Here is a 25982-nt window from a genome sequence, read left to right as displayed (position 1 = left end):
GCGCGGCGTCAGCCGGCCGCCTCGGGGTGCCTGGCCTTCCACTCCCGCAGCGCCTGGCGATAGCGGTCCATGGCCATGTCGTGCAAGTCGAAGATGCAAGGCTCACAGCCGTTGCCGCAGCAGGCGTCCAGGTCGGGGGCCTCCGGGGCGTCCGGCATAGGGTCGGCGGCTGGATCGGGAGCAGGGGAGGCCATGGTTTTGCAGACAGGGCCCCGCATCTTGCCGCGAAGCGGCGGAAGTTCATTGAATAAGTCCGAGGTGGGGTCCCCCGGCCGCAGACCGCAGGGGCGGACGGCCCCCCGTCCGGGCAAGCTGTCCACGGGCGAAGCCGGTGGGCACCGCGTCAGGCCGAGGGCAAGCGCGCGGGGAGCGGTGGGCAGACCTGGCAGCCCGAAGGGCCTGTCCACACGCAGCGTGGACAGCAGGTTGTCCACGGCGGGCGGGATCAACCCCAGACCGTCGCGCCTGCTGGCTGCTAGGCCCGCACGCGCGTCGGTGTGAAAGCGGTCGGGGCAGTGCTCGTGACAGTGCGTTCCTGAGATCAGGCCCCGGTGATCGGCTCGAACTCAGGGTTCGCCGCCAACAGGTCGATCCATTCGGGATCGTCGGCCAGCTTCGGGTAGGGCGTCGGGGGGATGACGGCTAACCCTACCGTGTCCTTGTGGTGGTGCCAGAGAGCGTAGACGCGCCCGGGCTGGTTGCGGTGGTAGGACTCCCAGGACAGGCCGTGCACCACCGAGCCGTAGCGCTCAAAGAGATGGTGCGCTACAGCGCGATGCTTGGCATACGCCGGATCTGGAAAGCGCAGGCCCAGCGTGCGCTTGTTCTCCCCGTCGATGGGGATGAAGATTGCCGGGGCACGGAGCTGGTAGCGCACCACGGAATACTCCGTCGTGCGCTGCACGTCATAGGTGTAGCGGTCCGAACTGTCGCAGTTCAGAACGCGGCATTCGATTGCCACCGCCGCCAGGCTGTCGGCGGTGTAGAGCACCGCGTAGTCGCCAGCGCGGCCCGCCGGCGGGTCAACGCGCTGGTTGCGCCGGTCCAACGGCGGCTCCTGCCAATCGCCGCCCGGATGGCGAAAGAGTCGCACGAGGGGCGGGCCACCCGGGTCCATCAGTTCCAGGTCGAGCTGCGCGCCCTCGAACGTGGCGCTCATGCAGCCAGGCTGGAGGCGTAGGTTTGCGCGGACTCCAGAACCGCCGCCCGGCGATCGCCCGCATCAGAACTGAGGAACTCCTGCGCCTCCGGCGCGACCTCGCGGCCAGTCACGCCCACCAGGGCCTCCAATGGAGTGAGGCCCGCGAGCGTGTCCTGCGGGGAGGTCAAGAAGCCGTAGGCAGCGGGGCCGCTCGGCCGGCCCAGCGCTTCGAGGACCTGCTTGAGCGGCTCGCCGGCAACCCCTTCCCAGGCCTGGAAAACGGGATACTCCCGCCCGCGCTTGCGGCCCGGGCGGAGGATGGAGAAGAGTTCACCCGCCTGCTCGCGGTTCCGCACCGTCTCGTCAGTCACGCCCAGCAGGCGGCCAAGTTCCACGGCGCTGAGCGACTCTGCCGAGTCTCGGTGGGCGGCGAACACGCGTTCGGCGTCCGCCAGGACCTCTGCAACCGCCTTCTCGGTGGTGATCTGGAGGTCGACGTAGCCAACCAAGACGTTGGCTATCTCTGCGCTCAGGCCTCCTTTGCCGAGCAAGCCGACGACGCTGGTACGTATTTCCGCGAGCGTCTCGTCGATCTTGCGCAGTTCCTTTTTGAGCAGATGGCCCTCCGCGCTGTGTGTCATCAAGACGCTGACGGCACCCGAGGGCAAGGTGGCGATGGCCAGCTTGCGGTTGGTCAGCCGGCCGGGGCCAGCCGAGAACCGCTTCAGCGACTGGCTGATGTCATCTAGCCTGCGGCTCACCTCCTCAGCGGGGGTCCGGAAATCGTGGCGAAAATCAATCATGGCGAAACCTCGACCCAAAGTATGAGCGTCTAGCCTCATTTTGGCAAATTAAGACAAGCAAGCCAAAGGCCCAACCGCAACGCCGCTGCGGATCTCTCTGGACAAGGCACGTTCAAGGCGCGGAGAAAAATGTCTGGTTGCACCCGACGGCCGCGGACGGCATACGGCGTTCTGCTCCGCCTTTTTGATCCGGCGCAACACTTGCGAAGAGAGACGTCGCAAGTGCGCGCCGGGCGCCTCCACAGGGATCTCAATTTGGGGCAAAGTACGCCCCCGCCATGACATCAGCCATCTTCACTCTCGGCGCCCTCGCCGTACTTGTCGCAGTAGGCTGGGTGGTGGAACTCATCGTCCACCCGGACACACCGCGGCGACGATCAGCGCATCGTCGAGACGGCCACCAGGCCTGACTCGGGCCTGGCCTACCTAGCCTTGAATGGCGCGGGCATCGGGCCCAACGAAGCGGGCGCCGGGCTGCTGGCGCTGCGCACCGGTTCCGCGCGCGCCGGCGGCACGAACGGGCTCGGCATGGCCTGCATGTTCGGCCCCACAAATACCGGCTGCGCGGCAGTCGTGGCCACTGACGCCGGCGGTGCGGCGGGCGCCTCGGGTGCCGGGGCCTTGATCGGCGCGGTCGGGATCGCCACCACCTGTGGCTCATCTCGCAGCGGCCCGACCAGCATCATCCCGGCGCCGGCGGCAGCCGCGGCGTCGTTGCTCACCGTCCAAACGCCGGTATTGGCCACTCGGGTGAGGCTGATGCGCTCGCCGTTCTCCCAGGTGCAGTTGAAGACCACCGGCGGCGGCGCGGCATCCGCCGGAGCGAATGGGTCCGCGTCGGGCTCGCGCCGCTCGTCGCAACCACGCAAGGGTTGGCGGTGGGCGAACTCGTTGATCTCTGCGACCTTGCCGCCGCCGAGCGTCGCCGACCCAGTGGAGTACAGCCGGCCGACGAAAGCCGTGGCGAAGCGCGCGTAGGCCGCCTGGGCTTCCTCGCTCGTGGGAGGGCTCACCTCGGCGCTCGTCGCATGCATTGCGCACATGGCGCCAGAGAGGGCGACGGCGGCCATGCCGACAGCTCGGATCAGGCACATACCCATTCCCTCGGACCATCCGCTTCCTCTCGGAGGGCGTCCAGGCACTCATCTGGCACCTCGGCCGGCTGGGTCCAGTGCGCCAGGGCGGGAAAGACCGGAAGCGGCGCAACGCCGTCGCGAACTGCGCAGAAGCCGGCGTGCGCAAGCCCGTTGATGCCCGGATAGCTGCGCAACGACAGCGCCAGTCGAATGCCGGCACCATCGTTTCCGTACTCGCTGTCCAGAATGATCTCATCCTCGGGGATCCCGAGATGCTTTCCAGCGGCCCACGCCCAGGCGGTTGCCTCCGGGTCCGAGCACTGGAGCGCAGCGCGCACCAATGGCCCGTCAGGGTCCAGCAGTTCCATCCGCTCGAGGTCCGCGAACATGGCCCGATGACCGACCGCCACGTCGTCGCTCAGCAGGTGCCTCCACGCGACGGGAACCGTGGCCACGTGCCCAGCTTCGTGCAGAAGGTTCGACACCAGGCAGGCGGGGTCATAGAGCAGGCCGCCGTCCCTGACCCGAACACCTTCCAGGAAGCCTCTCGTACCCGGGGCCTCTTCGCATGGAATACCGATTGCGCGCAGGAAGCTGGTCGCACGGGATAGAGAGTCCGTCGTTGCGTTCGGGGCCACCGGCCAATTTGCGGCTGGAGATTTCGTCATTGTCGACATTTTTCGCGATCTGCCTTGCGATATTTTAAACCGCGTCTGTACTATGTTGTGAACCGTAACATAGCATTTGGCACCGCTATGTTCAATGCTGTCGCCCACCAACGAAAGGTTTAGATGTCGAGCACCCCCGCCGCCTACGACGGCAATCAGATCAAGGTCCTCCGGGGCTTGGAAGCAGTGCGCAAGCGCCCCGGCATGTACATCGGCGACACGCAGAGGAAGGGCTTCCACCACATGGTGTGGGAAATCCTCGACAACTCGATCGACGAACACATGGGCGGCCACTGCAACCGCATCGAGATGCGCGTGCACGCGGACGGCTCCGTCTCAGTGAAGGACAACGGTCGTGGCATCCCCGTCGATCTGCACCCCGAGGAGAAAGTTGCTGCAGCGACCGTGGTGGTCACCGTTCTGCACGCCGGCGGCAAGTTCGGCGGTGAAGACGGCGAGAGCGCATACAAGACCAGCGGCGGCCTGCACGGCGTCGGTGCGTCAGTCGTGAACGCCCTGTCTTCGCGCTTCGAGATGACCATCGAGCGCGACGGCGGCCAGTTCTTCCAGGCCTTCGAGAACGGCGGCACCCCCGTCGACAAGCTCAAGCGCATCGGCGCGTCGAGCAACCACGGCACCACGATCCGCTTCTGGCCTGACCTCACCATCTTCAAGGCAGAGGAGGGCGAGCCCGAGCTGACGTTCGACCACGCCCTGATCGCCCACTCCTTGTCGACTCGCGCTCATCTGAACCCAGGCCTGCAGATCGTCTACCTCGACGAGCGCACGGGCGTTTCGTCCGAGTGGAAGGCCGAATCGTTCGTCGAGATCCTCGACGTCGTGACCGACAACCGCAACGCTCCGGTCCTCCAGCCCCTCTCCGCGCACCAGAAGGTCGCCACGAAGGAAGGCGAAGTGGAGGTGATGGTCGCATTCCGCGTGCATGCCGAGCGTCCGAGCACCATCGTCTCGTTCGCCAACGGCGTGACCACGCCGAATGGCGGTAGTCACGACGCGGGCTTTCGCTCAGCCCTACTTCGGGCGTATAACAAATACGCCGACGACAACAAGCTCACAAAAGAGCCGTTCGTAGCAGACGACGTTCGCGAAGGTCTTGCTGCGGCGATTTCCGTTCGACTCAGTGAGCCGCGTTTCTCGGGTCAGACGAAGGATAAGCTGGCCAATACCGAGTGCAATGGGGCCGTGTCCACGGTTACCTACCAACTCCTCATGAAATTCTTCGAGGAGAACCCCAAGGAAGCCAAGGCCGCCATCATGCGCGCCGACCGTGCGGCACGCGCCCGCGCCGCGGCCGATAAGGCCCGCGACCAGGTCGAGCGCAAGAGCCCGCTCGCCATCGGGACGCTCCCGGGCAAGCTGGCGGACTGCCAGGAAACCGACCCGGCACTGTGCGAACTCTACATGGTCGAGGGCGATTCCGCCGGCGGCTCCGCCAAGCAGGGCCGCGATCGCAGGACTCAGGCGATCCTGCCCCTCAAGGGCAAGCCCCTGAACGTGCTGCGCCTGGATGACGTGGCCAAGGGCCTGAGATCCGAAGAGATCGACAACATCGTGCAAGCCTTCGGCTGCGGCGCGGCCAGCGCCTTCGACATCACGAAGCTGCGCTATCACAAGCTGATCCTGATGACCGACGCGGACGTGGACGGCGCGCACATCGTCACGCTGCTGCTCACGCTCATCCACAAGTACATGCCGGAACTGATCGCGCAGGGCCACGTCTACCTCGCGCAGCCGCCTCTGTACCGCGTGCGCAAGGGCAAGGGCGATCCGCACTGGATTCGAGACGACGCTGCTCTGGAGGCCTTTTTCGCTTCGCACGGCGGCCGCGACGGCTACGAGGTCCAGCGCTTCAAAGGGCTTGGTGAGATGAACGCCGAGCAACTCTGGTCCACGACCATGGACCCTGAGACCCGCACGCTGCTGCAGGTGCAGTACGCGCCGGCGTCCGAGAACACGGACCTGGATCCCGAGCCCATGCCGGTCGGCGCCGCGGAAGACGCCGTGTTCGAGCTGCTCATGGGCAACGATGTGCCCCCGCGCCGCGCCTTCATCGAAGAGCGCGCGACCTACGCCCAGATCGACGTTTGAGCCCGGGAGAGGCGGTGAGGCCTCTCCCAACCCCAACCCATTCACGGAAAAGCGTTTCTCCCATGTCCCAAGTTCAGCCCCTGCTCGTCCAACCCTTGATGGAGCAGAGCTTCATCGACTACGCCATGAGCGTCATCACGGACCGTGCGTTGCCCGACGTTCGCGACGGCCTGAAGCCGGTGCATCGCCGAATTCTGTTCGCCATGCACGACGCCGGCAACACCCACAACAAGGCCTACCGCAAGTCGGCCCGCACTGTCGGCGACGTGATCGGTAAGTACCACCCCCATGGAGACGCCTCCGTCTACTTCGCAGCCGTCCGCATGGCCCAGCCGTTCTCGATGTCGCAGATGCTGATCGACGGGCAGGGGAACTTCGGCTCGGTGGACGGGGACTATCCGGCGGCGATGCGGTACACAGAGATGCGCCTGACCCGCCTCACCGGCGAGTTCTTCGACGACCTGCACAAGGAAACGATCGAGTGGGCGCCGAACTACGACGGCACCGAGAAAGAGCCCACGGTTCTGACGACGCCCTATCCGAACCTGCTGGTGAACGGGGTCGAAGGGATCGCGGTGGGCATGGCTTCTCGCATCCCGCCGCACAGCCTGCGCGCCGTCTGCGCCACCACGCTGATGCTCCTGGATCGCCCGGAGGCATCCACTGCCGAGGTGGTCGCTGTCCTGCAAGCCCCGGACTTTCCGACCGCGGCAATCGTGCACGGGCTGGACGGCTTCGCCCAGGCGGTCGAGACCGGCTCGGGCCGCATCAAGATCCGCTCCCGCTGGCACGAAGAGGACCGAGGCCGCGGCACCAAGGCCATCATCATCGACGAGCTGCCCTACCAGGTGAACAAGGCCGTTCTGGTCGGAAAGATCGCCGACCTGGTGCGCGAGAAGAAGGTCGAGGGGATCGTCGACATGCGCGACGAGTCGAACAAGGATGGAACCCGCATCTGGATCGCCCTGCGCAAGGACGAATCGACCGAAGCCGTGTTCGCGGACCTGGCCTCGAAGACCGACCTCGAGGTCGCCATGTCGTACAACTGCGTGGTCCTCGACGGCGGCCGACCGAAGCTGCTCGGCCTGAAGGACATCATCCTGCGCTGGATCGCCTTCCGAGAGGAGGTGGTGCTCGCGCGCCACGTCTACGAGCGCAAGCAGGCACTGGCCCGACTCCACATCCTGGAAGGCTACATGGCCGCACTGGGCATGCTCGACCAAGTCATCGCCCTGATCCGCGCCGCCGAGGGGCCGGCAGCGGCCAAGACCGGCCTCATGGCGCTGCTGTCCGTCGACGAGCTGCAGGCCCAGGCCATTCTGGACATGCGCCTGCAGAAGCTCACCGGCATGGAACTGGAAGGCATCCGCGCCGAGCATGCCGAAGTCGTGGCCAAGATCGCCGGCCTCACCGATACCATCGAGAGCCCCGAGCGCATCCGCAACGTGATCCGCGAGGAGCTGACGGACATCTCGAACCGCTACGGCGCAGACCGCCGCACCGAGATCGGCGTGGGCATCTCGGACATCACTCGCGAGGACCTGATCCCCCGCGAGGACGTGCTGATCACCATGACGCAAGGCGGCTACGTGACGCGGCTGCCGGCGAACGCGCTGCGCAGCCAGAACCGCGGCACGCGCGGCAAGACGGCCATGGCCCTGGGCGACGACGACAGCATCAGCTTCATGCGCCAGAGCCACAGCCACGACTCGCTGATGGTGTTTGCCAAGAGCGGCCAGGTCTACGGCATCAAGGCCTACCGGATTCCCGAGGGCACGCTGACCACCAAGGGCCGCCATATCCGCAACGTGATCGAGGGCCTGGACGAAGAGATCAGCGCTGTCCTGGCGCTGCCGGAGAAGGACCCGGAGACCACCGTGCTGACCGTGACGCGAAACGGCCAGGTCAAGCGCACGTCCATCGAGGAGTACGACGGCGCCACCCGCCGCGGCGGCGTCCGGGGTGTTGGCCTGGACGAGGGCGACGTGCTTGTCGGCGCCTTCGCGGTCAAGGACCAGGACGAAGTGATGCTGGTCGCGGACTCCGGGAAGGCGATCCGGTTCGAGGCCTCCGACGTCCGCGTCATGGGCCGCACCGCCGGCGGGGTGCGCGGCATCAAGCTCGACGCCGGCGAATCGATCGTTGGCGCAGCCATCATCCCTGCGAATGGCTCGAAGGACCTGCATCTGCTGTGCGTCGGCGAGCATGGCGTGGGAAAGCGCACCCCGGTGGACGAGTTTCCCACCCAGGGCCGGGCCGGCGCCGGCGTCATTGCCTTCAAGGCGAATGGCAAGACCGGCAAGCTGGTGACCGCGATGGCCGTCACCGAGGAGCAGGACCTGATCATGCTGTCGTCGAATGGCGTCAGCAACCGAGTGGCTGTGAAAGAGATCCGCGTGACTGGCCGCGCCGCCTCGGGCGTGATCCTGATGAACTTGGACGCAGGCCAGCGCCTGGTGAGCGCGACGACCTCGGTGCGCGACGCGAGTGCCGATGCGGAAGGCGATTTCGCACAGACGACGGAGGCTGCATGAACCCCCATGTCTGTGCGCAATGTGGCACGTCCCTCTACTACGCCAAGGGATGAGCATGCCCGCCTACACCGGCGTGGGCTCGCGCTCGACGCCTACCGACCAGATGCAACGCCTGCGCGATCTCGCAGACATCCTGGCGCGCGAGGGCTACGAGCTGCGCTCGGGTGGCGCAGATGGCGCTGACACGGCCTGCGAGGAGGGATGCGAGCTCGCCTGCGGCGCAAAGTCGATCTGGTTGCCCTGGCCCGGATTTCAGAACCGGTGGCCAAATCCGGCGCAGCGGACGTTCCTCCCCGCGCCCGGCGCTTTCGAGATCGCGGCCCGAATCCACCCCAGGTGGCCCATGCTGACTCGCGGGCCGCGGGCACTGCATGCGCGCAACGCCCATCAGGTCCTGGGCCACGGCCTCGAGGACCCGTCTGCGTTCGCCCTATGCTGGACAGCCGACGGCGCGCAGACCGAGGCGGACGTGAACTCGAAGACTGGCGGCACGGGAACGGCGATCCGACTCGCCGCGCAACGCGGGGTGCCAGTCTTCAACCTGGCGCGCGAGGGCGCCGAGGATGCGCTCTTTGCATTCCTGGCAAAGCTCCGCGCGCAACGCCTGGCCGGTGCCAATGCTGGCGCGCCTGCGCACGAGGAGGGCGACGACGGCGAGGAAGCGGAGCCGCCGCGGAACATCTTGAGGTTCCCGACCCGATGACAACCGAAGCTGCCGTCTACCTCACTGATGACCGGGATCTGCCCGAGAACGATCTGCGCACACTCGTGATCTTCCAAGGGGTCTCCTCGTTTTCAGTGCAATAAGTGACGGTACGCAAAGCTAGCACTGGCGCGGGGGTGGTCTGGGTAGACCGTTGATTTCATTGACTTTCCTGTTCGCTTTGTAAACGGGTATGGTGGCCTCCCACTTTTGAGGTTCACGATGCAGGGTTGGCACACAACGTTTTTGGGGATGCGTGGGCTCCCCCGCGATATCAGCGACTTCGAGATGAAGGCATTTTTCACCTTCGATGGTGCCGAGCGCGACGCAATCAATGCACGCCGAGGTGATTCCCACAAGCTTGGTCTGGCGCTCCATATTGGTTTCCTGCGCATGAGTGGGCGTTTGCTCGGTGCCTTTCGGGTAATTCCAGTAGCCTTGTGGCGCCACCTTGGCAACGAGCTTGGCATTGCAGCACCAGAAGTCGCCTCGCTGAGAGCCATGTATGAACGCGGGCGCACGCTATTCGATCACCAACAAGTAGCCTGCACGGTCCTTGGATTCCAGTGGATGAGCGAGCACCAGCGCCGCTCACTGGTACGTGAACTGCGCGACGAAGTGGCGCGCTGCGCCGACCGCGATCAGCTACTCGTGCGGGCGCGTCAATGGCTGTACAAGAACAAGCTGGTGATCGTGCACGAGCGGGCAATTCGGACACTGATTGCGGCGGCACTTGCCCAGCTTGAAGTTGAAACAGGCACCGCCATCGCCGCCAGCGTTGATCCAGCAACACTTGATCGCTGGCGAGCCTCAGTTTCAGAGCTGCGCCCAGATGGACAAACCCAGCAGAGTTGGCTATGGGCTGCACCGGCGAAACACTCAACCCGCCAAATCAGCGAGGTACTGGAGCGCATCGACCTGCTTTACACGCTGGACGTTCATAAGCACCTGGCAGACATCCCCGATCTCATCTTGCGCCGCTACGCGCGCCGACTTGTCTCCAGGCCGCCCTCAGCCGGAGCCAAGATCAAAGAGCCAGCGCGCACCGTGGAGGTCGCATGCTTTCTTCGGTATTGCCTGTTCACCACCACAGACCAGTTGATCCTTATGGTGCAGCGCCGGATCGCCGATCTGTGGCGTCAGGCTGCCGCCGATGTCCCCGCTACCGTCAATTGGGCCGCAATGTACAAAACGCTGCTCGGCGAACTTGTTGCCTTGAGCGCGCAAGGTGCGGTGCCAGATGCTGAGTTGCGTGCCCGTCTTGAAGCCTTGATCACCGAAACCCAGAAACGCAAACCACCGAGCAGGGCCTCCCTGGTCCGCGAGGGATTGATTGATGGAATTCGCCCCGTGCGGTCGTTGCTCGTCGCCATTGCAAAGCTGCCCTGGCAGGCCACCGGCGAGCATCCTGCCATCGAGTACCTTGCCAAGCTGCAAGCTTTATATCTCAAAGGATCCAGAAAGCTGCCAGTTGAAGTGGTGGCACCAAGTCTGGGAATGATCTGGCAGGTTTCGATCTCCAGCCCAGACCGGGAACGGGCGTTTCAGGCGTTGGAGGTGGCCACCCTGTTTGCCCTGCGCCGCGCGGTGCGCAATGGCTCGGTCTGGATTGAGCACAGCCTGAGCTTTCGGGGTCGTGCGCGCTTGTTCTTCACGGACGAGCGTTGGCAGGCAGAGTCCAAGAAACACTATGCCCGTCTATCGTTACCCAGCAAGGCTGCCACTTTCTTGAAGCCTTTGCTGGCCAGAGTAACTGCCGGTGTCGATGCGGTGGCCGCTGCAGCCCGCAGTGGCGTACTGCGCGTGGATGATGAACTCCATTTGTCGCCATTGCCCGCAGAGGACGAAGACCCAGAAGTGACCAAGCTGCGCGCGGCTTTGGATCACCGCATCGGTGAGGTTCAATTGCCGGAAGTGATTCTGGCCGTTGACGCCCAGGTGCGCTTTAGCTGGATCATGCTCGGACGTGAGCCGCGCTCTACCGACGAGCTGCTGATGGTCTATGCCGGCATCATGGCCCACGGCACCAGTCTGACTGCGGTCGAATGCGCGCGCATGATTCCGCAATTGTCTGCCACCAGCATTCGCCAGGCCATGCGCTGGGCGCGGGACGAACGGCGTCTGAGCCAGGCCTGCCAGGCTGTGCTGGAATTCATGCAGCGACACCCGATTGCCGCCACCTGGGGGCGGTCCGATTTGGCATCTTCTGACATGATGACCATGGAGACCACCAAACGGGTGTGGCAAGCCCGGCTTGATCCTCGGCGCAACACACCTTCCATTGGAATCTACTCCCATGTAAAAGACCGGTGGGGCATCTTCCATGCGCAGCCCTTTGTGCTCAATGAGCGCCAGGCGGGCGTGGCCATTGAAGGTGTCATCCGCCAAGAAAAGCTGGAGACCAGCCAGCTTGCTGTGGATACCCATGGCTACACCGACTTTGCCATGTCACATGCCCGTTTGCTTGGTTTTGATCTTTGCCCGCGGTTGAAGGAACTCAAACAGCGCCACCTCTTTGTGCCACGCGGCACCAAAGTGCCCGCAGAAATCGCTGCGGTGTGCGAAGCCAATGTCGACGTCGCTTTGATCGAAAAGCATTGGGATAGTCTGGTGCACCTGGCAGCCTCGGTCATGAGCGGACATGCCAGTGCGGTGGCAGCTCTTGCGCGGTTCGGTTCTGCCGCCCAGGGCGATCCAATCTATGAGGCTGGCGTGCAATTGGGGCGGTTGCTGCGTACGGCGTTTTTGGCTGACTACTTTGTCAAGGACGCTTTCAGGAACGAGTTGCGCCGGGTGCTCAATCGGGGCGAGGCTGTTAACGCCCTCAAGCGCGCCATTTATACCGGCCGGATCAGCCCGGCGCAGGCCAAACGTGTCGATGAAATGCAGGCTGTGGCCGATGCGTTGAGCCTGATGGCCAACATCGTGATGGCGTGGAATACCTCACAGATGCAGGCGGTCCTGGATCGCTGGTCGAACCGCCGCCAGGTCATTCCACCGGAACTGATCGGGAAGATTGCGCCCACCAGGCTGGAGAGCATCAACTTGCGGGGTGTGTTTCGCTTCCCGGTTGACCGCTATGCTGACCAAATCCTGCCTTCGCGGCCAAATGCATCGATAACTGGCACCAATGGATGAAACCGACCACGGTTTGACGCCACGAATCGCAGATTTGAAAGTGAACAGGAAAGTCAATGAAATCAACGATCTACCAACACCACCTCCGCGCCAGTGCTAGCTTTTCGTACCGTCACTTATTGCACTGAAAACGAGGAGACCCCCTGGGGAGCGTTGTTCCTGGTCATGGTCGCCTCCTGGAAGCCCCGGCCGAAGCCGGGGCCGCCCCTCATCAGTCAATAGCCCGGTAGATCGCGGCCGCCTCGGCGTGGCTGGCTGCGAAGCCGCGCAGGAAGTGATAGCGGTCGATCAGGGCATCGCCGGCGTCCGTGTCGGCGGCCTCGGCCGCGAGCTGACCCAGCGCGAACAGGGTTGCGACAATGCCGGCGGCGTCGGCCGACAACTCGCCTCGGAAGCCGTTGCCGTCCACCTCGATCTCCAGGCGGTCGGCCAGGTCGGGGGCCATGTAAAAACCGCCGTCCGACAAGGTGTAGTAGTGCCAATACGCGCCGCTGTAGCGTTCGCAGAGCCGGCGAAGCCAGGCATACACCAGGGCCTCGCCGCGCATCATCAGACGCGGGCCGAAGTAGGCGGGCAGGAAGTCGAGGCGCTGGGCCTCGGCGACCAGGGAAGCGGTAACGGGTTGCTCTTGGGTGTTCATCGGACTTTCTCCGGTAGTTGACCTGGGCGAAATGCCCGGCCTTCAAGTGCTATATTAGGGCAAAATGTCCTAATCGTCAAGCACTTTAGCTAAACGTTTTAGCCGCTAAACCTTGCCCTTTCCCTTGGCGTGCATTACAATGTAATTCACGAACCCAACCGGAGAACCAATCATGGCTGCAAACCAGCTCGTACAAACGCGCATCGACGGCGCGATCAAGGAAGAAGCGGCGGCCGTCCTGGCCGCGATGGGCCTTACCGTGTCCGACGCGGTGCGGCTGCTGCTCACGAAGGTGGCCCAGGACAAGGCGCTGCCCTTCGAGCCGCTGATTCCGAACGCCACCACCATCGAGGCGATGAAGGAAGCCCGCAAGGGCAAGCTGCCGCGCTTCGCCACCGTCAACGATCTGATGGCCGATCTGCATGCGGCAGATTGAGCGCACCGGCCAGTTCAAGCGCGACTACAAGCGCGAGGCGAAAGGGCAGCACCGGGCCACGCTCGACGCCGACCTGGTGCCCGTCCTGGTCGCGCTCGCCGACGACCAGCCGCTGGAACCTCGGCACCGCGACCACGCGCTGACCGGGGACTGGAAGGATCACCGGGATTGCCACGTCAAGCCCGACCTGGTGCTGATCTACCAGAAGCCCGACGCCGACACGCTGCGCCTGGTGCGCCTCGGCTCTCACTCCGAACTCGGCTTGTGATCGGCGCGGGCCTGGCCCCGCGTCTCACGTTTCATTGACACTTGAGGGGCGCTTTCCGCGCCACCGGCCGAGCTGGCCGACCCCCTTCCTTGGCGTAAAACCTGCGGCGGTGGAGCTGCTGCGATGCTTGAGGATCGCGCGGCCGGTCGAACCGCGGCGACCTGGTTGGGGAGTGTGAGGGGGCTTTGCCCCCTCGCAAGCTCTCGAACTTACTGCCTTCCGCCAGGCGCTTGCGCCTGGCTCTCCTAAGCCGTAGCGCCGAAGGCGCTCCATTGTGGGGTGAGGCCGCAAGGCGGCCGAGGGGCGTAGCCCCTGGGGGGATGGGAGGCCGCTTGCGGCCGGGTGGGATCGAGAAGGGGGGTTTCCCCCCTTCGGCGGCCGGTCATGCTGCGCGGTAGCTTGGGCCGTGTTGCCGTTTTTTTCGCCAGCCTCTGGTTAAAACTACCTGGTTATATAAAAAGGTTATAAAGACGGTTAAAAACCTGGTTAGCATGACCGAAAAACGCGCGTAAACCGTTGTCACGCCAAGGAAAAGCGCGAAGAGGCCGCCCCTCAAGTGTCAATGGATAAGGGGGTCTCCTCGTTTTCAGTGCAATAAGTGACGGTACGCAAAGCTAGCACTGGCGCGGGGGTGGTCTGGGTAGACCGTTGATTTCATTGACTTTCCTGTTCGCTTTGTAAACGGGTATGGTGGCCTCCCACTTTTGAGGTTCACGATGCAGGGTTGGCACACAACGTTTTTGGGGATGCGTGGGCTCCCCCGCGATATCAGCGACTTCGAGATGAAGGCATTTTTCACCTTCGATGGTGCCGAGCGCGACGCAATCAATGCACGCCGAGGTGATTCCCACAAGCTTGGTCTGGCGCTCCATATTGGTTTCCTGCGCATGAGTGGGCGTTTGCTCGGTGCCTTTCGGGTAATTCCAGTAGCCTTGTGGCGCCACCTTGGCAACGAGCTTGGCATTGCAGCACCAGAAGTCGCCTCGCTGAGAGCCATGTATGAACGCGGGCGCACGCTATTCGATCACCAACAAGTAGCCTGCACGGTCCTTGGATTCCAGTGGATGAGCGAGCACCAGCGCCGCTCACTGGTACGTGAACTGCGCGACGAAGTGGCGCGCTGCGCCGACCGCGATCAGCTACTCGTGCGGGCGCGTCAATGGCTGTACAAGAACAAGCTGGTGATCGTGCACGAGCGGGCAATTCGGACACTGATTGCGGCGGCACTTGCCCAGCTTGAAGTTGAAACAGGCACCGCCATCGCCGCCAGCGTTGATCCAGCAACACTTGATCGCTGGCGAGCCTCAGTTTCAGAGCTGCGCCCAGATGGACAAACCCAGCAGAGTTGGCTATGGGCTGCACCGGCGAAACACTCAACCCGCCAAATCAGCGAGGTACTGGAGCGCATCGACCTGCTTTACACGCTGGACGTTCATAAGCACCTGGCAGACATCCCCGATCTCATCTTGCGCCGCTACGCGCGCCGACTTGTCTCCAGGCCGCCCTCAGCCGGAGCCAAGATCAAAGAGCCAGCGCGCACCGTGGAGGTCGCATGCTTTCTTCGGTATTGCCTGTTCACCACCACAGACCAGTTGATCCTTATGGTGCAGCGCCGGATCGCCGATCTGTGGCGTCAGGCTGCCGCCGATGTCCCCGCTACCGTCAATTGGGCCGCAATGTACAAAACGCTGCTCGGCGAACTTGTTGCCTTGAGCGCGCAAGGTGCGGTGCCAGATGCTGAGTTGCGTGCCCGTCTTGAAGCCTTGATCACCGAAACCCAGAAACGCAAACCACCGAGCAGGGCCTCCCTGGTCCGCGAGGGATTGATTGATGGAATTCGCCCCGTGCGGTCGTTGCTCGTCGCCATTGCAAAGCTGCCCTGGCAGGCCACCGGCGAGCATCCTGCCATCGAGTACCTTGCCAAGCTGCAAGCTTTATATCTCAAAGGATCCAGAAAGCTGCCAGTTGAAGTGGTGGCACCAAGTCTGGGAATGATCTGGCAGGTTTCGATCTCCAGCCCAGACCGGGAACGGGCGTTTCAGGCGTTGGAGGTGGCCACCCTGTTTGCCCTGCGCCGCGCGGTGCGCAATGGCTCGGTCTGGATTGAGCACAGCCTGAGCTTTCGGGGTCGTGCGCGCTTGTTCTTCACGGACGAGCGTTGGCAGGCAGAGTCCAAGAAACACTATGCCCGTCTATCGTTACCCAGCAAGGCTGCCACTTTCTTGAAGCCTTTGCTGGCCAGAGTAACTGCCGGTGTCGATGCGGTGGCCGCTGCAGCCCGCAGTGGCGTACTGCGCGTGGATGATGAACTCCATTTGTCGCCATTGCCCGCAGAGGACGAAGACCCAGAAGTGACCAAGCTGCGCGCGGCTTTGGATCACCGCATCGGTGAGGTTCAATTGCCGGAAGTGATTCTGGCCGTTGACGCCCAGGTGCGCTTTAGCTGGATCATGCTCGGACGTGAGCCGCGCTCTACCGACGAGCTGCTGATGGTCTATGCCGGCATCATGGCCCACGGCACCAGTCTGACTGCGGTCGAATGCGCGCGCATGATTCCGCAATTGTCTGCCACCAGCATTCGCCAGGCCATGCGCTGGGCGCGGGACGAACGGCGTCTGAGCCAGGCCTGCCAGGCTGTGCTGGAATTCATGCAGCGACACCCGATTGCCGCCACCTGGGGGCGGTCCGATTTGGCATCTTCTGACATGATGACCATGGAGACCACCAAACGGGTGTGGCAAGCCCGGCTTGATCCTCGGCGCAACACACCTTCCATTGGAATCTACTCCCATGTAAAAGACCGGTGGGGCATCTTCCATGCGCAGCCCTTTGTGCTCAATGAGCGCCAGGCGGGCGTGGCCATTGAAGGTGTCATCCGCCAAGAAAAGCTGGAGACCAGCCAGCTTGCTGTGGATACCCATGGCTACACCGACTTTGCCATGTCACATGCCCGTTTGCTTGGTTTTGATCTTTGCCCGCGGTTGAAGGAACTCAAACAGCGCCACCTCTTTGTGCCACGCGGCACCAAAGTGCCCGCAGAAATCGCTGCGGTGTGCGAAGCCAATGTCGACGTCGCTTTGATCGAAAAGCATTGGGATAGTCTGGTGCACCTGGCAGCCTCGGTCATGAGCGGACATGCCAGTGCGGTGGCAGCTCTTGCGCGGTTCGGTTCTGCCGCCCAGGGCGATCCAATCTATGAGGCTGGCGTGCAATTGGGGCGGTTGCTGCGTACGGCGTTTTTGGCTGACTACTTTGTCAAGGACGCTTTCAGGAACGAGTTGCGCCGGGTGCTCAATCGGGGCGAGGCTGTTAACGCCCTCAAGCGCGCCATTTATACCGGCCGGATCAGCCCGGCGCAGGCCAAACGTGTCGATGAAATGCAGGCTGTGGCCGATGCGTTGAGCCTGATGGCCAACATCGTGATGGCGTGGAATACCTCACAGATGCAGGCGGTCCTGGATCGCTGGTCGAACCGCCGCCAGGTCATTCCACCGGAACTGATCGGGAAGATTGCGCCCACCAGGCTGGAGAGCATCAACTTGCGGGGTGTGTTTCGCTTCCCGGTTGACCGCTATGCTGACCAAATCCTGCCTTCGCGGCCAAATGCATCGATAACTGGCACCAATGGATGAAACCGACCACGGTTTGACGCCACGAATCGCAGATTTGAAAGTGAACAGGAAAGTCAATGAAATCAACGATCTACCAACACCACCTCCGCGCCAGTGCTAGCTTTTCGTACCGTCACTTATTGCACTGAAAACGAGGAGACCCCAAGTAGAGCTTGTCGACGTGCACACGCGGCGGCGTCAGAAGCTCACGGTTTGCTATCCAGGCGATGCGGAACCTGCAGCAGGTTTTATCTCGGTTCTCTCGCCAGTCGGCATGAGCTTGCTCGGCTTGCGAGCTGGGGCTGTGGCCAAGTGGCGGGCGCCGAGCGGAGAGGAGTGCGCAGCCGAGGTGTCTGCCGTTCTATTTCAACCTGAAGCCAGCGGCGACTACTCGATCTAGCCGCTCAACCCGCGCGCTCGTTGTCGCGCCCACGTTTCATCGCCCGATGAGGTGGCGGGTCCCCCACTTCAGGATCAAGGAGTGAACAATGAATATCAATTCAATCCTCGCTGTGAGCGATCTGTCGCCGGCGGGCAATCATGCGATAGACCGCGCCGCCATTCTGGCGGTAGAACATGATGCGGTGCTGCGCCTGATGTATGCCGCAGCGCCGGATCACAGCCAAGTCGATGCTGCTGCTCGCCTGAGGCAAATGGCCGAACAGACGTCACAGCGCTCCGGTGTCACGGTTCAGGCCGTGAGCCGCACCGCAGAGGCCATTGAACAGCTCGCCGAGGAGGCCCGTTTCGATGATCTGCTCGTCATCAGCCACAGGCGGGAGCCTTTGCTCTCGGCATTTTTTCGCGGTGTGAGGACCGAGCGGCTCACGCGCCTATGCCGCTGTCCTGTCCTCGTGACCAAGCTTGAGGCGAAGAAGAGGTACGGGCGAATTCTCGTCGCAGTCGACTTCACTGACACATCCAAGGCGCTAGCCAATCTTGCGTTCGGCTTGGATTCGGATGCCGAAGTTGAACTGTTTCACGCAATCAGCACACGCGACGAGGCCAAGCTACGCTCCGCTGAAGCGACTGAACACGCTATCAAAGCGTACCGAGATAGAACCCGGTTCCAGGCGCACGAACGAATGTTGTGGCTCACGGACTCGTCTGATGCTCGAAGGAATAGGGTCATGTCGGCCGTTGGACGTGGCGACCCTGCGCGCCAAGCTGCTGTTCAACAGGAGTATGGGGGTGCCGATCTGATCGTGGTTGGCAAACGCCGCCGATCGGCGGTCGCTGATTTCTTCTGTGGAAGCGTGGCGCAACGCCTCTTGCCATGGGCGACCAGCGATGTGTTGGTCGTGCCTCATGACCATCGTTCGTCAACCCGCGTCGCCGCGAAGAGGACCAAAGTTGAGCATGGTGCTGCTCAAGGAGCCTTCCTGTCGACCAAGGGGAACGCACTGTGAACGGCGCACGCTATCTCACCGTGGAAGAGTCGAGGCTGCTGAGCCGGACCGCTGAACGCTTGCTGCGCCTGGCCGACGTCGAACTCAACCTGGGAGAGCACGTCCTCAAGGTACTGACGCAAGCGACGCTTCGCCAGGCGGGCTGCAGGCGAGAGGACATCGCCAGCATCAACTCAACCGTGAAGATCCAGATGCTGGGTTGTAGCGATCAGCTCGAGTTCACGCTGGTTTGCCCAAGGGACGCGGATCCTGCTTCGCGCCGCGTGTCGATTCTGACGCCGCTTGGGCTGAGCTTCCTTGGTCGCGCTGTCGGTGCGGTAGTCCGTGTCCCTTTGGCGAGCGGGCATTCCAGGTTTGCGTCGCTTCTTGCGGTATGGGAATGCGCGAGGCTCCCTTTGCATTCGGATTCTGAGGAGGCCTGCGACATGTGCTGACGATCGAATCTGTCTGTGTCCACCCAGGACACTCGCTCTGCCCGCTGCGGAGAGTGTGGCAGTGGTCTCTGGCCGTTGACCACCGCGTGGCTGCCGAGGCCGGAGCGCAGCCCGGTTCTTTGCGGGGGAGGGCGGCAGCACGGATTTGTGCGGCGGACGCTTGTCGTCGAAGGAGGCGCAGGGGCTGGGGGAACCAAATCTGGATCATCCGTTTGCTGCAGGCGGTGCTCTCGGCATGAGGATGCCTCTTCTCTGAAGCCACGTGAATCACCCGATCATGCGCGGCCGTACAGACCGCCGTGGCGTGATCCATCGTACCCACGCCTTGCGCGCTTCTTCGACCCACAGAACGACGCTCGCCACTGCAATGATCGGCAGCAGCTGCGCCCACGCGATCGGCTGCGTGTGAAACATCGAGTTGAGGAACGGTATGTACAGCACCGCTGCCTGCAACACGACGCCGAGCAGCAGTCCGCCGATCAGCCACGGATTGGGTAGGACGCCCAGTGCAGAACGCGTGGCCGAGCGGCAGTTGAGCACGTTGAACCACTGGCACAGCACCACCAGCGTGAACGTTTCAGTGCGTGCGACGTCAACTGCGGCGCCGTTCGTGAGGCGCCACGCGAACCAGCCGAATCCGACTGCCGCGGCGGCGCCTGCCATTACCGCCACGCGGACCAGCATTTCGCGGTCGAGCAGGTGATCGTCGCGCGGCACCGGCGCGCGCTGCATCTCATCGCCATCGGGTGGCTCCATCACCAGGTTCACTGTCAGCACGCCCTCGGTGACGATGTTGATCCACAGAATCTGCACGGCCGCGAGCGGCAGTGGATAGCCGCCGAGCAGCGCCAGCAGCAACACTGCCACCTCGTCGACCGAGGTCGCGAACAAGAACAGGATCACCTTCTTCAGATTGCTGTACACCACGCGGCCTTGCTCGACGGCGTTGACGATGGTTGCGAAGTTGTCGTCGGTGATCACGATCTTGGCCGCGTTCTTCGCTACCTCGGTGCCCGCTATGCCCATTGCCACGCCGACATCGGCGCGTGCCAGTGCGGGCGCATCGTTGATGCCGTCGCCTGTCATCGCCACCGTTTCGCCGCGCGCTTGCAGCGCCTCGACGATGCGCAGCTTCTGTGCCGGCTGCACGCGCGCGAACACCGCGATCTCGTCGAGCCCGGCGCTCAGCTCGGTCTCGCCCATGCGTTCGAGTTCCGCGCCGTCGATGGCACTGCGGTCGTCGTCGCGCCCGGCGATGCCGAGTTCGCGCGCGATCGCCAGCCCGGTGAGCTTGTGGTCGCCGGTGACCATGATCGGCCGGATTCCAGCGGCGCGACAATGCGCCACCGCCGTCTTCGCCTCCTCGCGCGGCGGGTCGATCTGGCCGACCAGGCCGAGTAGCCGCGCGCGGCCGGCGAGCGCGTCGATGCCGGTCGAAGGGTCGAGCGATTCGCCGTCGACCTCGGCGAAGGCGAGCACTCGCAAGGCGCCCGCCGCCATCGCGTCGGCAGCGGCGCGCGCGGCCGCCTGGGCTGGTCCGCCGCACAGCCTTAGCACCGCTTCCGGAGCGCCTTTGACGAAGACGCGGTGCGGCTCATGATCGGCGTCGAAGCGATGTCGCGTTGCCATCATCTTGGTGTTGGCATCAAACGGCCACTCGGCCTCGCGCGGCGCCGCGCTGCGCAGGGCATCGAGGTCGATGCCGGCTTTCGCTGCCAGCACCAGCAGTGCACCTTCGGTCGGGTCGCCGAGCACCGACCACGCGGGCCGCTCCTCGTTAGGTGGCAGCAGTTTGGCGTCGTTGCATAGCACGGCGGCATGCAGCAACTCGCGCAGCGCTGCATCAGCGGTGCCGATCGCCACGCCATCGCGGACGCGCAACTCGCCGCGCGGCGCGTATCCGATGCCGCTCACGTCGACTACGCGTGCGGCGGGCAGCCACAACGTGCTGACGGTCATCTCGTTGCGCGTCAATGTGCCGGTCTTGTCGGTGCAGATCACCGTTGTCGAGCCAAGCGTCTCGACCGCCGACAGCCGGCGGATGATCGCGCCGCGCTCGGCCAAGCGCCGCATGCCGACTGCGAGGGCGATCGTCATCGCCACTGGCAGCCCTTCGGGCACCATCGACACCATCTGGCTGATCGCGACCATCAGTATCTCGGACAGCGGCAGTTCGCGCAGCATGCCGAGCGCGACGACGGCGACGAACAGCACCAGCGCGGCGCCGACCAACCAGCGGCCGAAGCGGCGCACGCGCTGCTCGAGCGGCGTGGGCGGATCGACGGCGCCTTCGGTGAGGCCGGCGATGCGGCCGACCTCGGTCGACGCGCCGATCGCGACGACCAGCGATCGCGCCCGACCAGCGGTGACATGGGTGCCCGAATAGACCATGCAATTGCGATCGGGGAGCGCGGTCGCCTCCGGCAACACCGACGTTGATTTCGCGACCGGCACCGACTCCCCGGTCAGCGCGGCTTCGGCGACCTGGAACTGAGCGGCCTCGAGCAGCCGCGCGTCGGCAGCGACCGCGTCGCCGGCGGCGAGCAGCACCACGTCACCCGGCACCAGATCGCGCGCGGCCAAGATGCTCTCGGCGCCGTCGCGCAGCACCCGCACCCGCAGCTCGGCGAGCTTGCGCAGCGCTGCCATTGAGCGCTCGGCCCGGCCTTCCTGCAAGGTACCTATCACTGCGTTGACGACGACCACCGCGATGATCACAGAGGCATCGCCGAACTCTCCGAGCGCTACCGCCAGCACCGCGGCGGCGAAAAGGATGCCAATCAAGGGGCTGCGGAACTGACGCACGAATGAGCGCCACTCCGCAGGCCGCGGCGGTTCGATCAGCGCGTTGGGGCCCAAACGCGCTGTGCGTTGCGCCGCTTCGCCGCTATCGAGGCCGCGTTCGGGTGAAACACCGAGACGGCTGGCCGCGACCGCGGCGTCAAGCGAGTGCCAAGCCGTTGCATCAGGATTGGGGGTCATTGACAGCCGGGTGCAGGTCAAGGAGGAGGGGGTATTCGCCGAGCGGGCGACCGAGCTGTGTCCGACCACTGGCGCGCAGACGGGCGGGCGAGGGCCAAGCGCGTGGCGCGGCATGGCTGGCCTCAGCGGTCGTTGGTTTAGAAGCAGGCGAAAGCATCGATTTCCTGCTCGAGCGTTACTCGTACCTGACGTCGTGGCCGCCGAACTGCTGTCGCATGGCCGCCAACAACTTGTCGGAGAACGAATCTGCATCGCGCGAACGCAGTCGTTGCAACAGGGCCAGCGTGATGACCGGCGCCGCGACGTCGAGATCAATGGCTTCCATCACGGTCCATCGGCCTTCGCCTGAATCCGCGACGTACGGCGCGATCCCTTCGAGCTGCGGATTTTTCGCGAGCGCGGCGGCCGTCAGATCAAGCAGCCACGATCTCACCACACTGCCGTGGCGCCAGATCTGCGCGATCTGATGGAGGTCGAGTGCGAACTCCTTCTTGTGTCTCATCAGCGCAAAGCCCTCGCCATAGGCCTGCATCAGCCCATACTCGATGCCGTTGTGAATCATCTTGGCGAAATGACCAGCACCAATAGGGCCGACTCTTCCCCACCCTTTGTCGGGGGAGGGAGCCAACGCGGCGAAGAGCGGGCGCAGCCGGTTCGTCGCCTTTACGTCGCCGCCGATCATCAGGCTGTAGCCCTGCTCGAGCCCCCATACGCCTCCGCTGGTGCCGCAGTCGATGTAGTCAATCTCTTTCTCCGAGAGCAACTTCCCGCGACGCTGCGTGTCCTTGTAGTTGGAGTTGCCACCGTCGATGATCGTGTCACCTTGCGACAGGAGGGAAGACAGTACGGCGAGGGTCTGATCCACCACATCGCCGGCCGGCACCATCATCCATAGCGCACGCGGCCGCCGCAACACATGGGCCAGCGCCTCGATGGAGTCAACGGGCTCGATGCCTTGCTCCTGCGCCCGCGCGCGCGTGCCCGCACTGCGAGCGAAACCCACTACGCGATGGCCGTCGCGCTGAAGCCGCTGCGCCATGCCCATGCCCATCTTGCCCAGACCAATCATGCCGATTTCCATAGAGTGCCTCCTGAGGTGGTTAGGTGCTGGATTTGGCGCATCAGTGCGACGGTATGATGCTGTCCGTCGCAACGTAGGTCAGCCGGCCGTTCACGATGCGGGCGGGTTCGGTCCAAGGGTGCACTGTGCTGTGCTCAGCGTCCAGAATGTGCACCACCGTGATACCGCGGGCGCGCAGAGCGTCGGCGATCATCGATCGGTGACAGCGCCACCACATGGACTCCGCGCACATCAGGGTTGTGCGCATGCGCCGCGAGAGCCCCAGTAACTGGTCAAGGCCCGCGGCGAATTCGGGCGTCTGCATATAGTCTGCGTAGCCGCGGAAACTGGCATTGCGCCAGGCGATGTTGGCTGAATCCGGGGCGGGCCGCCGCCGCCCGCCGAGCGCGGGCAACCAGCGATACCCAAGGTGGTGGTGCGCGAGACTGGCCTGCAATTCGACCCTGCCATACTGCGGACAGCGTCTCGACCCCGGAAATCTGCGCACGTCAGCCACCGCCTCGATCCGGTGCAGGCCAAGCATCGCGAGGAACTCGTCCAACGGGCGCGTCGAATGACCGATCGTCCAGATCGTGAGTTCACAGCTCACAGGCGCCTCCGATCATCATCGCGCTCGTCCGTCAGATCCTGCGCAGCGCCGCGCCCTTGTGCATGGCGATGTGCTCGGTCTTGTCGCTTTTGATTTCGTACTGCGGATCGGCTTCGGTGCAGTGACGCGGATGCCCCTTGTACTCGGTATCGCGGGTATGAACCTTGATGATGCGGCCGCTGACATGTCCCGCTTCGGAGTTCCAGCGGACATGGTCGCCAATCTTGAACTTCGTTGTCATGGATTCAACTCCTTGTTGAGATCTCTGGTTCGTCGGGAGAGCACCGGGCCAGCAGCGCCTGGGCGCGGGCGCAGATGTTGTCCACAGAGAAGCCGTATTCTTGAAGCAACACCTCGGATGGCGCGGAAGCGCCGAAACGTTCTACGCCGAGCATGTCCCCCTGTGCGCCGACATAACGATCCCAGCCTTGCCGCGCACCCAATTCGACCGCGAGCCGCGCACCGACTGAGGGCGGCAGTACCGCATCGCGTTCGGCTTGCGGCAGTACATCGAACAACTCCCAACTCGGGATGGAGACGCAGCGCACTCCGATGCCTTGCGCTTGCAGGCGTTCCGCCGCAGCCACGATCAGGCCGACTTCGGAGCCGCTGGCGAGCAGGATCAGTTCGGGCTTGCCGTTCGGCGCATCGCTCAACACATAGGCCCCACGGCGCAACCCGTCCGCCGCCGCGTAGCGGCTGCGATCGAGCGTTGGCACCTCCTGTCGTGTCAGAACCAACACGACCGGGCGATCGCGAGTTTCCAGGGCGACGCGCCAGGCGACCGCGGTTTCATTGGCGTCGGCAGGGCGGATCACTGTGAGGTTCGGAATCGCCCGCAGGTTCGCCAGTTGCTCCACCGGCTGATGGGTGGGGCCATCCTCGCCAAGCGCAAGGCTGTCGTGGGTGAATACATACACGACGTGCAAGCACATCAGCGCGGCCAACCGGATCGGCGGGCGCATGTAGTCGGAAAAGATCAGAAAGGTCGAGCCAAATGGGATGAAGCCGCCATGCGCGGCCAGGCCGTTGACGATGGCGCCCATCGCATGTTCGCGCACACCGAAGTGCAGGTTGCGCCCGGCATAGTCTCGGTTGCCGCCATCGGAGGCCTGTTCGCCCTCGTTTTTCGAGAACGGCGGATTGAACTCGCCCAAGTTTTTCAATGCCGTTCTCGTCGAAGGGTCGAGGTCGGCCGAGCCGCCGGTCAGCGCGGGCAGTTTCGGCGCAATGGCGTTCATTACCTTGCCCGATGCCTCGCGCGTGGCAAGACCCTTGGAGTGGGCGTGGAACTCGGGGATGTCCGCATCCCAGCCCGGCGGCAGTTCGCCACGCAGGCGGCGCTGAAACTCCTCGTCAAGTTCCGGAAACGCTTTGGCGTAGTCGTTCATGCGCTCGTTCCACACCGCTTCGTCATGCGCGCCGCGTTCCACCGCTTTTCGAAAGTGCGCCGGCGCCTCGCCCGGTATCAGGAAGGTCGGCTCGATTGGCCAACCCAGTTTCTGCTTGGTCTTGCGCACGCCATCCCTGCCGAGCGGGGAGCCGTGCGCCTGGAAGGTGTCCTGCTCAGGCGAGCCGTAGCCGATATGCGTACGCACCAGGATCAACGACGGTCGTGCCGTTTCCGCGCACGCAGCCTGCAGCGCGCCGCCGATCGCGGTGAGGTCGTTGCCGTCCGCCACCGGCACCGTATGCCAGCCATAGGCCGCGAAGCGACGCGCGCGATTCTCGGAGAACGTGATGTCGGTGCCGGCGGCCAGGGTGACTGCGTTGTCGTCGTACAGGCAGATGAGTTTGCCCAGTTTGAGATGGCCGGCAAGCGAGGCAGCCTCGGAGGCTACACCTTCCAACAGGTCGCCATCGCTGACGATCGCAAACGTATGGTGGTCGATGACCGGGTGATCGGAACGGTTGTAGCGTGCCGCGAGTTGCGCCTCAGCGATCGCCATGCCAACGGCATTGCCGAAGCCCTGGCCCAGTGGCCCGGTGGTGGTTTCCACGCCAGGCGTGCGGCCGCGCTCGGGATGACCCGGCGCTTTGCTGCCCCATTGGCGGAACTGCTTGATGTCGTCCAGCGATAGGTCGTAACCAGTCAGGTGCAGCAAGCTGTAGAGCAGCGCCGAACCGTGACCCGCCGAGAGAACGAAGCGGTCGCGATTGAACCAATGCGGGTTGCGCGGATTGTGCTTGAGCCAGCGCGTCCACAGGATGTAGGCCATCGGCGCGGCGCCGAGCGGCATGCCCGGATGTCCGCTGTTGGCCTTCTGCACCATGTCCACCGACAGGAAGCGGATGGTATCGATACATTGCTGGTCGAGTTTGTCGGACATGGCTGCCTCCTGATTGAATGCAACGTGCAT

General features: G+C 63.9%; 20 protein-coding genes and 1 pseudogene. 10 read left to right on the top strand and 11 right to left on the bottom strand.

The genetic code is table 11. From position 1 onward, the window contains the following. Nucleotides 1–8: 8 nt before the first annotated feature. From E5P3_RS34745 to E5P3_RS34725, 5 genes are all read right to left on the bottom strand, one after another. Nucleotides 9–194: an oxidoreductase-like domain-containing protein gene (locus E5P3_RS34745; protein ID WP_232073654.1), complete on the bottom strand. Its 186-nt coding sequence runs from the start codon at nucleotides 192–194 to the stop codon at nucleotides 9–11. A 347-nt stretch (nucleotides 195–541) separates the two neighbouring features. Continuing rightward, nucleotides 542–1159, bottom strand: a complete 618-nt coding sequence (locus E5P3_RS34740; protein ID WP_162590545.1) for an RES domain-containing protein — start codon at nucleotides 1157–1159, stop codon at nucleotides 542–544. After that, a complete protein-coding gene (locus E5P3_RS34735; RefSeq protein ID WP_162590544.1) occupies nucleotides 1156–1944 on the bottom strand; it encodes a hypothetical protein in 789 nt (262 codons plus the stop codon). Before E5P3_RS34735 ends, E5P3_RS34740 begins: the two co-directional genes overlap by 4 nt. A gap of 422 nt (nucleotides 1945–2366) precedes the next feature. Beyond that, complete coding sequence (locus E5P3_RS34730; RefSeq protein ID WP_162590543.1) at nucleotides 2367–2957, bottom strand: hypothetical protein; 591 nt, start codon at nucleotides 2955–2957, stop codon at nucleotides 2367–2369. Nucleotides 2958–3028: 71 nt separating this feature from the next. Next, on the bottom strand, nucleotides 3029–3475 hold the full coding sequence (locus E5P3_RS34725; protein WP_197894041.1) for a hypothetical protein: 447 nt from the start codon (nucleotides 3473–3475) through the stop codon (nucleotides 3029–3031). Nucleotides 3476–3811: 336 nt separating this feature from the next. Between E5P3_RS34725 and E5P3_RS34720 the strand changes: the two genes are divergently transcribed. From E5P3_RS34720 to E5P3_RS34705, 4 genes are all read left to right on the top strand, one after another. After that, nucleotides 3812–5797, top strand: a complete 1986-nt coding sequence (locus tag E5P3_RS34720) for a DNA gyrase/topoisomerase IV subunit B (RefSeq protein ID WP_162590542.1) — start codon at nucleotides 3812–3814, stop codon at nucleotides 5795–5797. 62 nt (nucleotides 5798–5859) lie between these two features. Further along, entirely contained in the window at nucleotides 5860–8331 is a 2472-nt protein-coding gene (gene gyrA / locus E5P3_RS34715; protein WP_162590541.1) for a DNA gyrase subunit A, read from the top strand. 55 nt (nucleotides 8332–8386) lie between these two features. Then, complete coding sequence (locus E5P3_RS34710) at nucleotides 8387–9034, top strand: hypothetical protein (protein ID WP_197894040.1); 648 nt, start codon at nucleotides 8387–8389, stop codon at nucleotides 9032–9034. A gap of 222 nt (nucleotides 9035–9256) precedes the next feature. Further along, nucleotides 9257–12172: a Tn3-like element IS1071 family transposase gene (locus E5P3_RS34705; protein WP_003158660.1), complete on the top strand. Its 2916-nt coding sequence runs from the start codon at nucleotides 9257–9259 to the stop codon at nucleotides 12170–12172. A gap of 211 nt (nucleotides 12173–12383) precedes the next feature. Here E5P3_RS34705 and E5P3_RS34700 read toward each other — a convergent pair whose 3' ends face one another. Next, a complete protein-coding gene (locus E5P3_RS34700) occupies nucleotides 12384–12812 on the bottom strand; it encodes an antirestriction protein (RefSeq protein ID WP_011114069.1) in 429 nt (142 codons plus the stop codon). Nucleotides 12813–12984: 172 nt separating this feature from the next. Between E5P3_RS34700 and E5P3_RS34695 the strand changes: the two genes are divergently transcribed. From E5P3_RS34695 to E5P3_RS34670, 6 genes and pseudogenes are all read left to right on the top strand, one after another. Continuing rightward, the gene (locus tag E5P3_RS34695; protein ID WP_011114070.1) at nucleotides 12985–13248 is read left to right on the top strand and encodes a type II toxin-antitoxin system RelB/DinJ family antitoxin; all 264 of its coding nucleotides are present in this window, start codon (nucleotides 12985–12987) and stop codon (nucleotides 13246–13248) included. Further along, entirely contained in the window at nucleotides 13235–13516 is a 282-nt protein-coding gene (locus E5P3_RS34690) for a type II toxin-antitoxin system YafQ family toxin (protein ID WP_011114071.1), read from the top strand. Before E5P3_RS34695 ends, E5P3_RS34690 begins: the two co-directional genes overlap by 14 nt. A gap of 716 nt (nucleotides 13517–14232) precedes the next feature. Further along, nucleotides 14233–17148, top strand: a complete 2916-nt coding sequence (locus tag E5P3_RS34685) for a Tn3-like element IS1071 family transposase (RefSeq protein ID WP_003158660.1) — start codon at nucleotides 14233–14235, stop codon at nucleotides 17146–17148. A gap of 130 nt (nucleotides 17149–17278) precedes the next feature. Further along, nucleotides 17279–17527: pseudogene (locus E5P3_RS34680) on the top strand (GreA/GreB family elongation factor); the annotation flags it as partial. Between the two features lie 88 nt (nucleotides 17528–17615). Then, nucleotides 17616–18536 carry a universal stress protein gene (locus tag E5P3_RS34675; protein ID WP_162590540.1) on the top strand — a complete coding sequence of 307 codons (921 nt, stop codon included), beginning with the start codon at nucleotides 17616–17618 and terminating at the stop codon, nucleotides 18534–18536. Further along, entirely contained in the window at nucleotides 18533–18970 is a 438-nt protein-coding gene (locus E5P3_RS34670) for a GreA/GreB family elongation factor (protein WP_162590539.1), read from the top strand. The genes E5P3_RS34675 and E5P3_RS34670 overlap by 4 nt, the downstream gene beginning before the upstream one ends. 267 nt (nucleotides 18971–19237) lie before the next feature. Here E5P3_RS34670 and E5P3_RS34665 read toward each other — a convergent pair whose 3' ends face one another. From E5P3_RS34665 to tkt, 5 genes are all read right to left on the bottom strand, one after another. Further along, a complete protein-coding gene (locus E5P3_RS34665; RefSeq protein ID WP_162590678.1) occupies nucleotides 19238–21952 on the bottom strand; it encodes an HAD-IC family P-type ATPase in 2715 nt (904 codons plus the stop codon). A 175-nt stretch (nucleotides 21953–22127) separates the two neighbouring features. After that, entirely contained in the window at nucleotides 22128–23033 is a 906-nt protein-coding gene (gnd, locus tag E5P3_RS34660) for a phosphogluconate dehydrogenase (NAD(+)-dependent, decarboxylating) (RefSeq protein ID WP_162590538.1), read from the bottom strand. A gap of 40 nt (nucleotides 23034–23073) precedes the next feature. Next, nucleotides 23074–23622: a DUF488 domain-containing protein gene (locus tag E5P3_RS34655; RefSeq protein ID WP_162590537.1), complete on the bottom strand. Its 549-nt coding sequence runs from the start codon at nucleotides 23620–23622 to the stop codon at nucleotides 23074–23076. Between the two features lie 31 nt (nucleotides 23623–23653). Continuing rightward, nucleotides 23654–23863, bottom strand: a complete 210-nt coding sequence (locus E5P3_RS34650) for a DUF2945 domain-containing protein (protein WP_162590536.1) — start codon at nucleotides 23861–23863, stop codon at nucleotides 23654–23656. A gap of 4 nt (nucleotides 23864–23867) precedes the next feature. Next, nucleotides 23868–25952 (bottom strand): transketolase, encoded by a 2085-nt coding sequence (tkt, locus tag E5P3_RS34645; protein WP_162590535.1) that lies wholly within the window; start codon nucleotides 25950–25952, stop codon nucleotides 23868–23870. Between the last annotated feature and the right edge of the window lie 30 nt (nucleotides 25953–25982).

This window comes from Variovorax sp. RA8, from assembly GCF_901827175.1.
GTDB lineage: Bacteria > Pseudomonadota > Gammaproteobacteria > Burkholderiales > Burkholderiaceae_C > Variovorax.
This window is presented reverse-complemented; position numbering and strand designations above follow the sequence as displayed.

Excerpts from the sequence above, each read along its gene's own strand:
- E5P3_RS34745 (WP_232073654.1), bottom strand. The coding sequence starts at position 194 with ATGGCCTCCCCTGCTCCCGATCCAGCCGCCGACCCTATGCCGGACGCC.
- E5P3_RS34740 (WP_162590545.1), bottom strand. The coding sequence starts at position 1,159 with ATGAGCGCCACGTTCGAGGGCGCGCAGCTCGACCTGGAACTGATGGAC.
- E5P3_RS34735 (WP_162590544.1), bottom strand. The coding sequence starts at position 1,944 with ATGATTGATTTTCGCCACGATTTCCGGACCCCCGCTGAGGAGGTGAGC.
- E5P3_RS34720 (WP_162590542.1), top strand. The coding sequence starts at position 3,812 with ATGTCGAGCACCCCCGCCGCCTACGACGGCAATCAGATCAAGGTCCTC.
- gyrA (WP_162590541.1), top strand. The coding sequence starts at position 5,860 with ATGTCCCAAGTTCAGCCCCTGCTCGTCCAACCCTTGATGGAGCAGAGC.
- E5P3_RS34710 (WP_197894040.1), top strand. The coding sequence starts at position 8,387 with ATGCCCGCCTACACCGGCGTGGGCTCGCGCTCGACGCCTACCGACCAG.
- E5P3_RS34705 (WP_003158660.1), top strand. The coding sequence starts at position 9,257 with ATGCAGGGTTGGCACACAACGTTTTTGGGGATGCGTGGGCTCCCCCGC.
- E5P3_RS34700 (WP_011114069.1), bottom strand. The coding sequence starts at position 12,812 with ATGAACACCCAAGAGCAACCCGTTACCGCTTCCCTGGTCGCCGAGGCC.
- E5P3_RS34695 (WP_011114070.1), top strand. The coding sequence starts at position 12,985 with ATGGCTGCAAACCAGCTCGTACAAACGCGCATCGACGGCGCGATCAAG.
- E5P3_RS34690 (WP_011114071.1), top strand. The coding sequence starts at position 13,235 with ATGCGGCAGATTGAGCGCACCGGCCAGTTCAAGCGCGACTACAAGCGC.
- E5P3_RS34685 (WP_003158660.1), top strand. The coding sequence starts at position 14,233 with ATGCAGGGTTGGCACACAACGTTTTTGGGGATGCGTGGGCTCCCCCGC.
- E5P3_RS34675 (WP_162590540.1), top strand. The coding sequence starts at position 17,616 with ATGAATATCAATTCAATCCTCGCTGTGAGCGATCTGTCGCCGGCGGGC.
- E5P3_RS34665 (WP_162590678.1), bottom strand. The coding sequence starts at position 21,952 with ATGACCCCCAATCCTGATGCAACGGCTTGGCACTCGCTTGACGCCGCG.
- gnd (WP_162590538.1), bottom strand. The coding sequence starts at position 23,033 with ATGGAAATCGGCATGATTGGTCTGGGCAAGATGGGCATGGGCATGGCG.
- E5P3_RS34650 (WP_162590536.1), bottom strand. The coding sequence starts at position 23,863 with ATGACAACGAAGTTCAAGATTGGCGACCATGTCCGCTGGAACTCCGAA.
- tkt (WP_162590535.1), bottom strand. The coding sequence starts at position 25,952 with ATGTCCGACAAACTCGACCAGCAATGTATCGATACCATCCGCTTCCTG.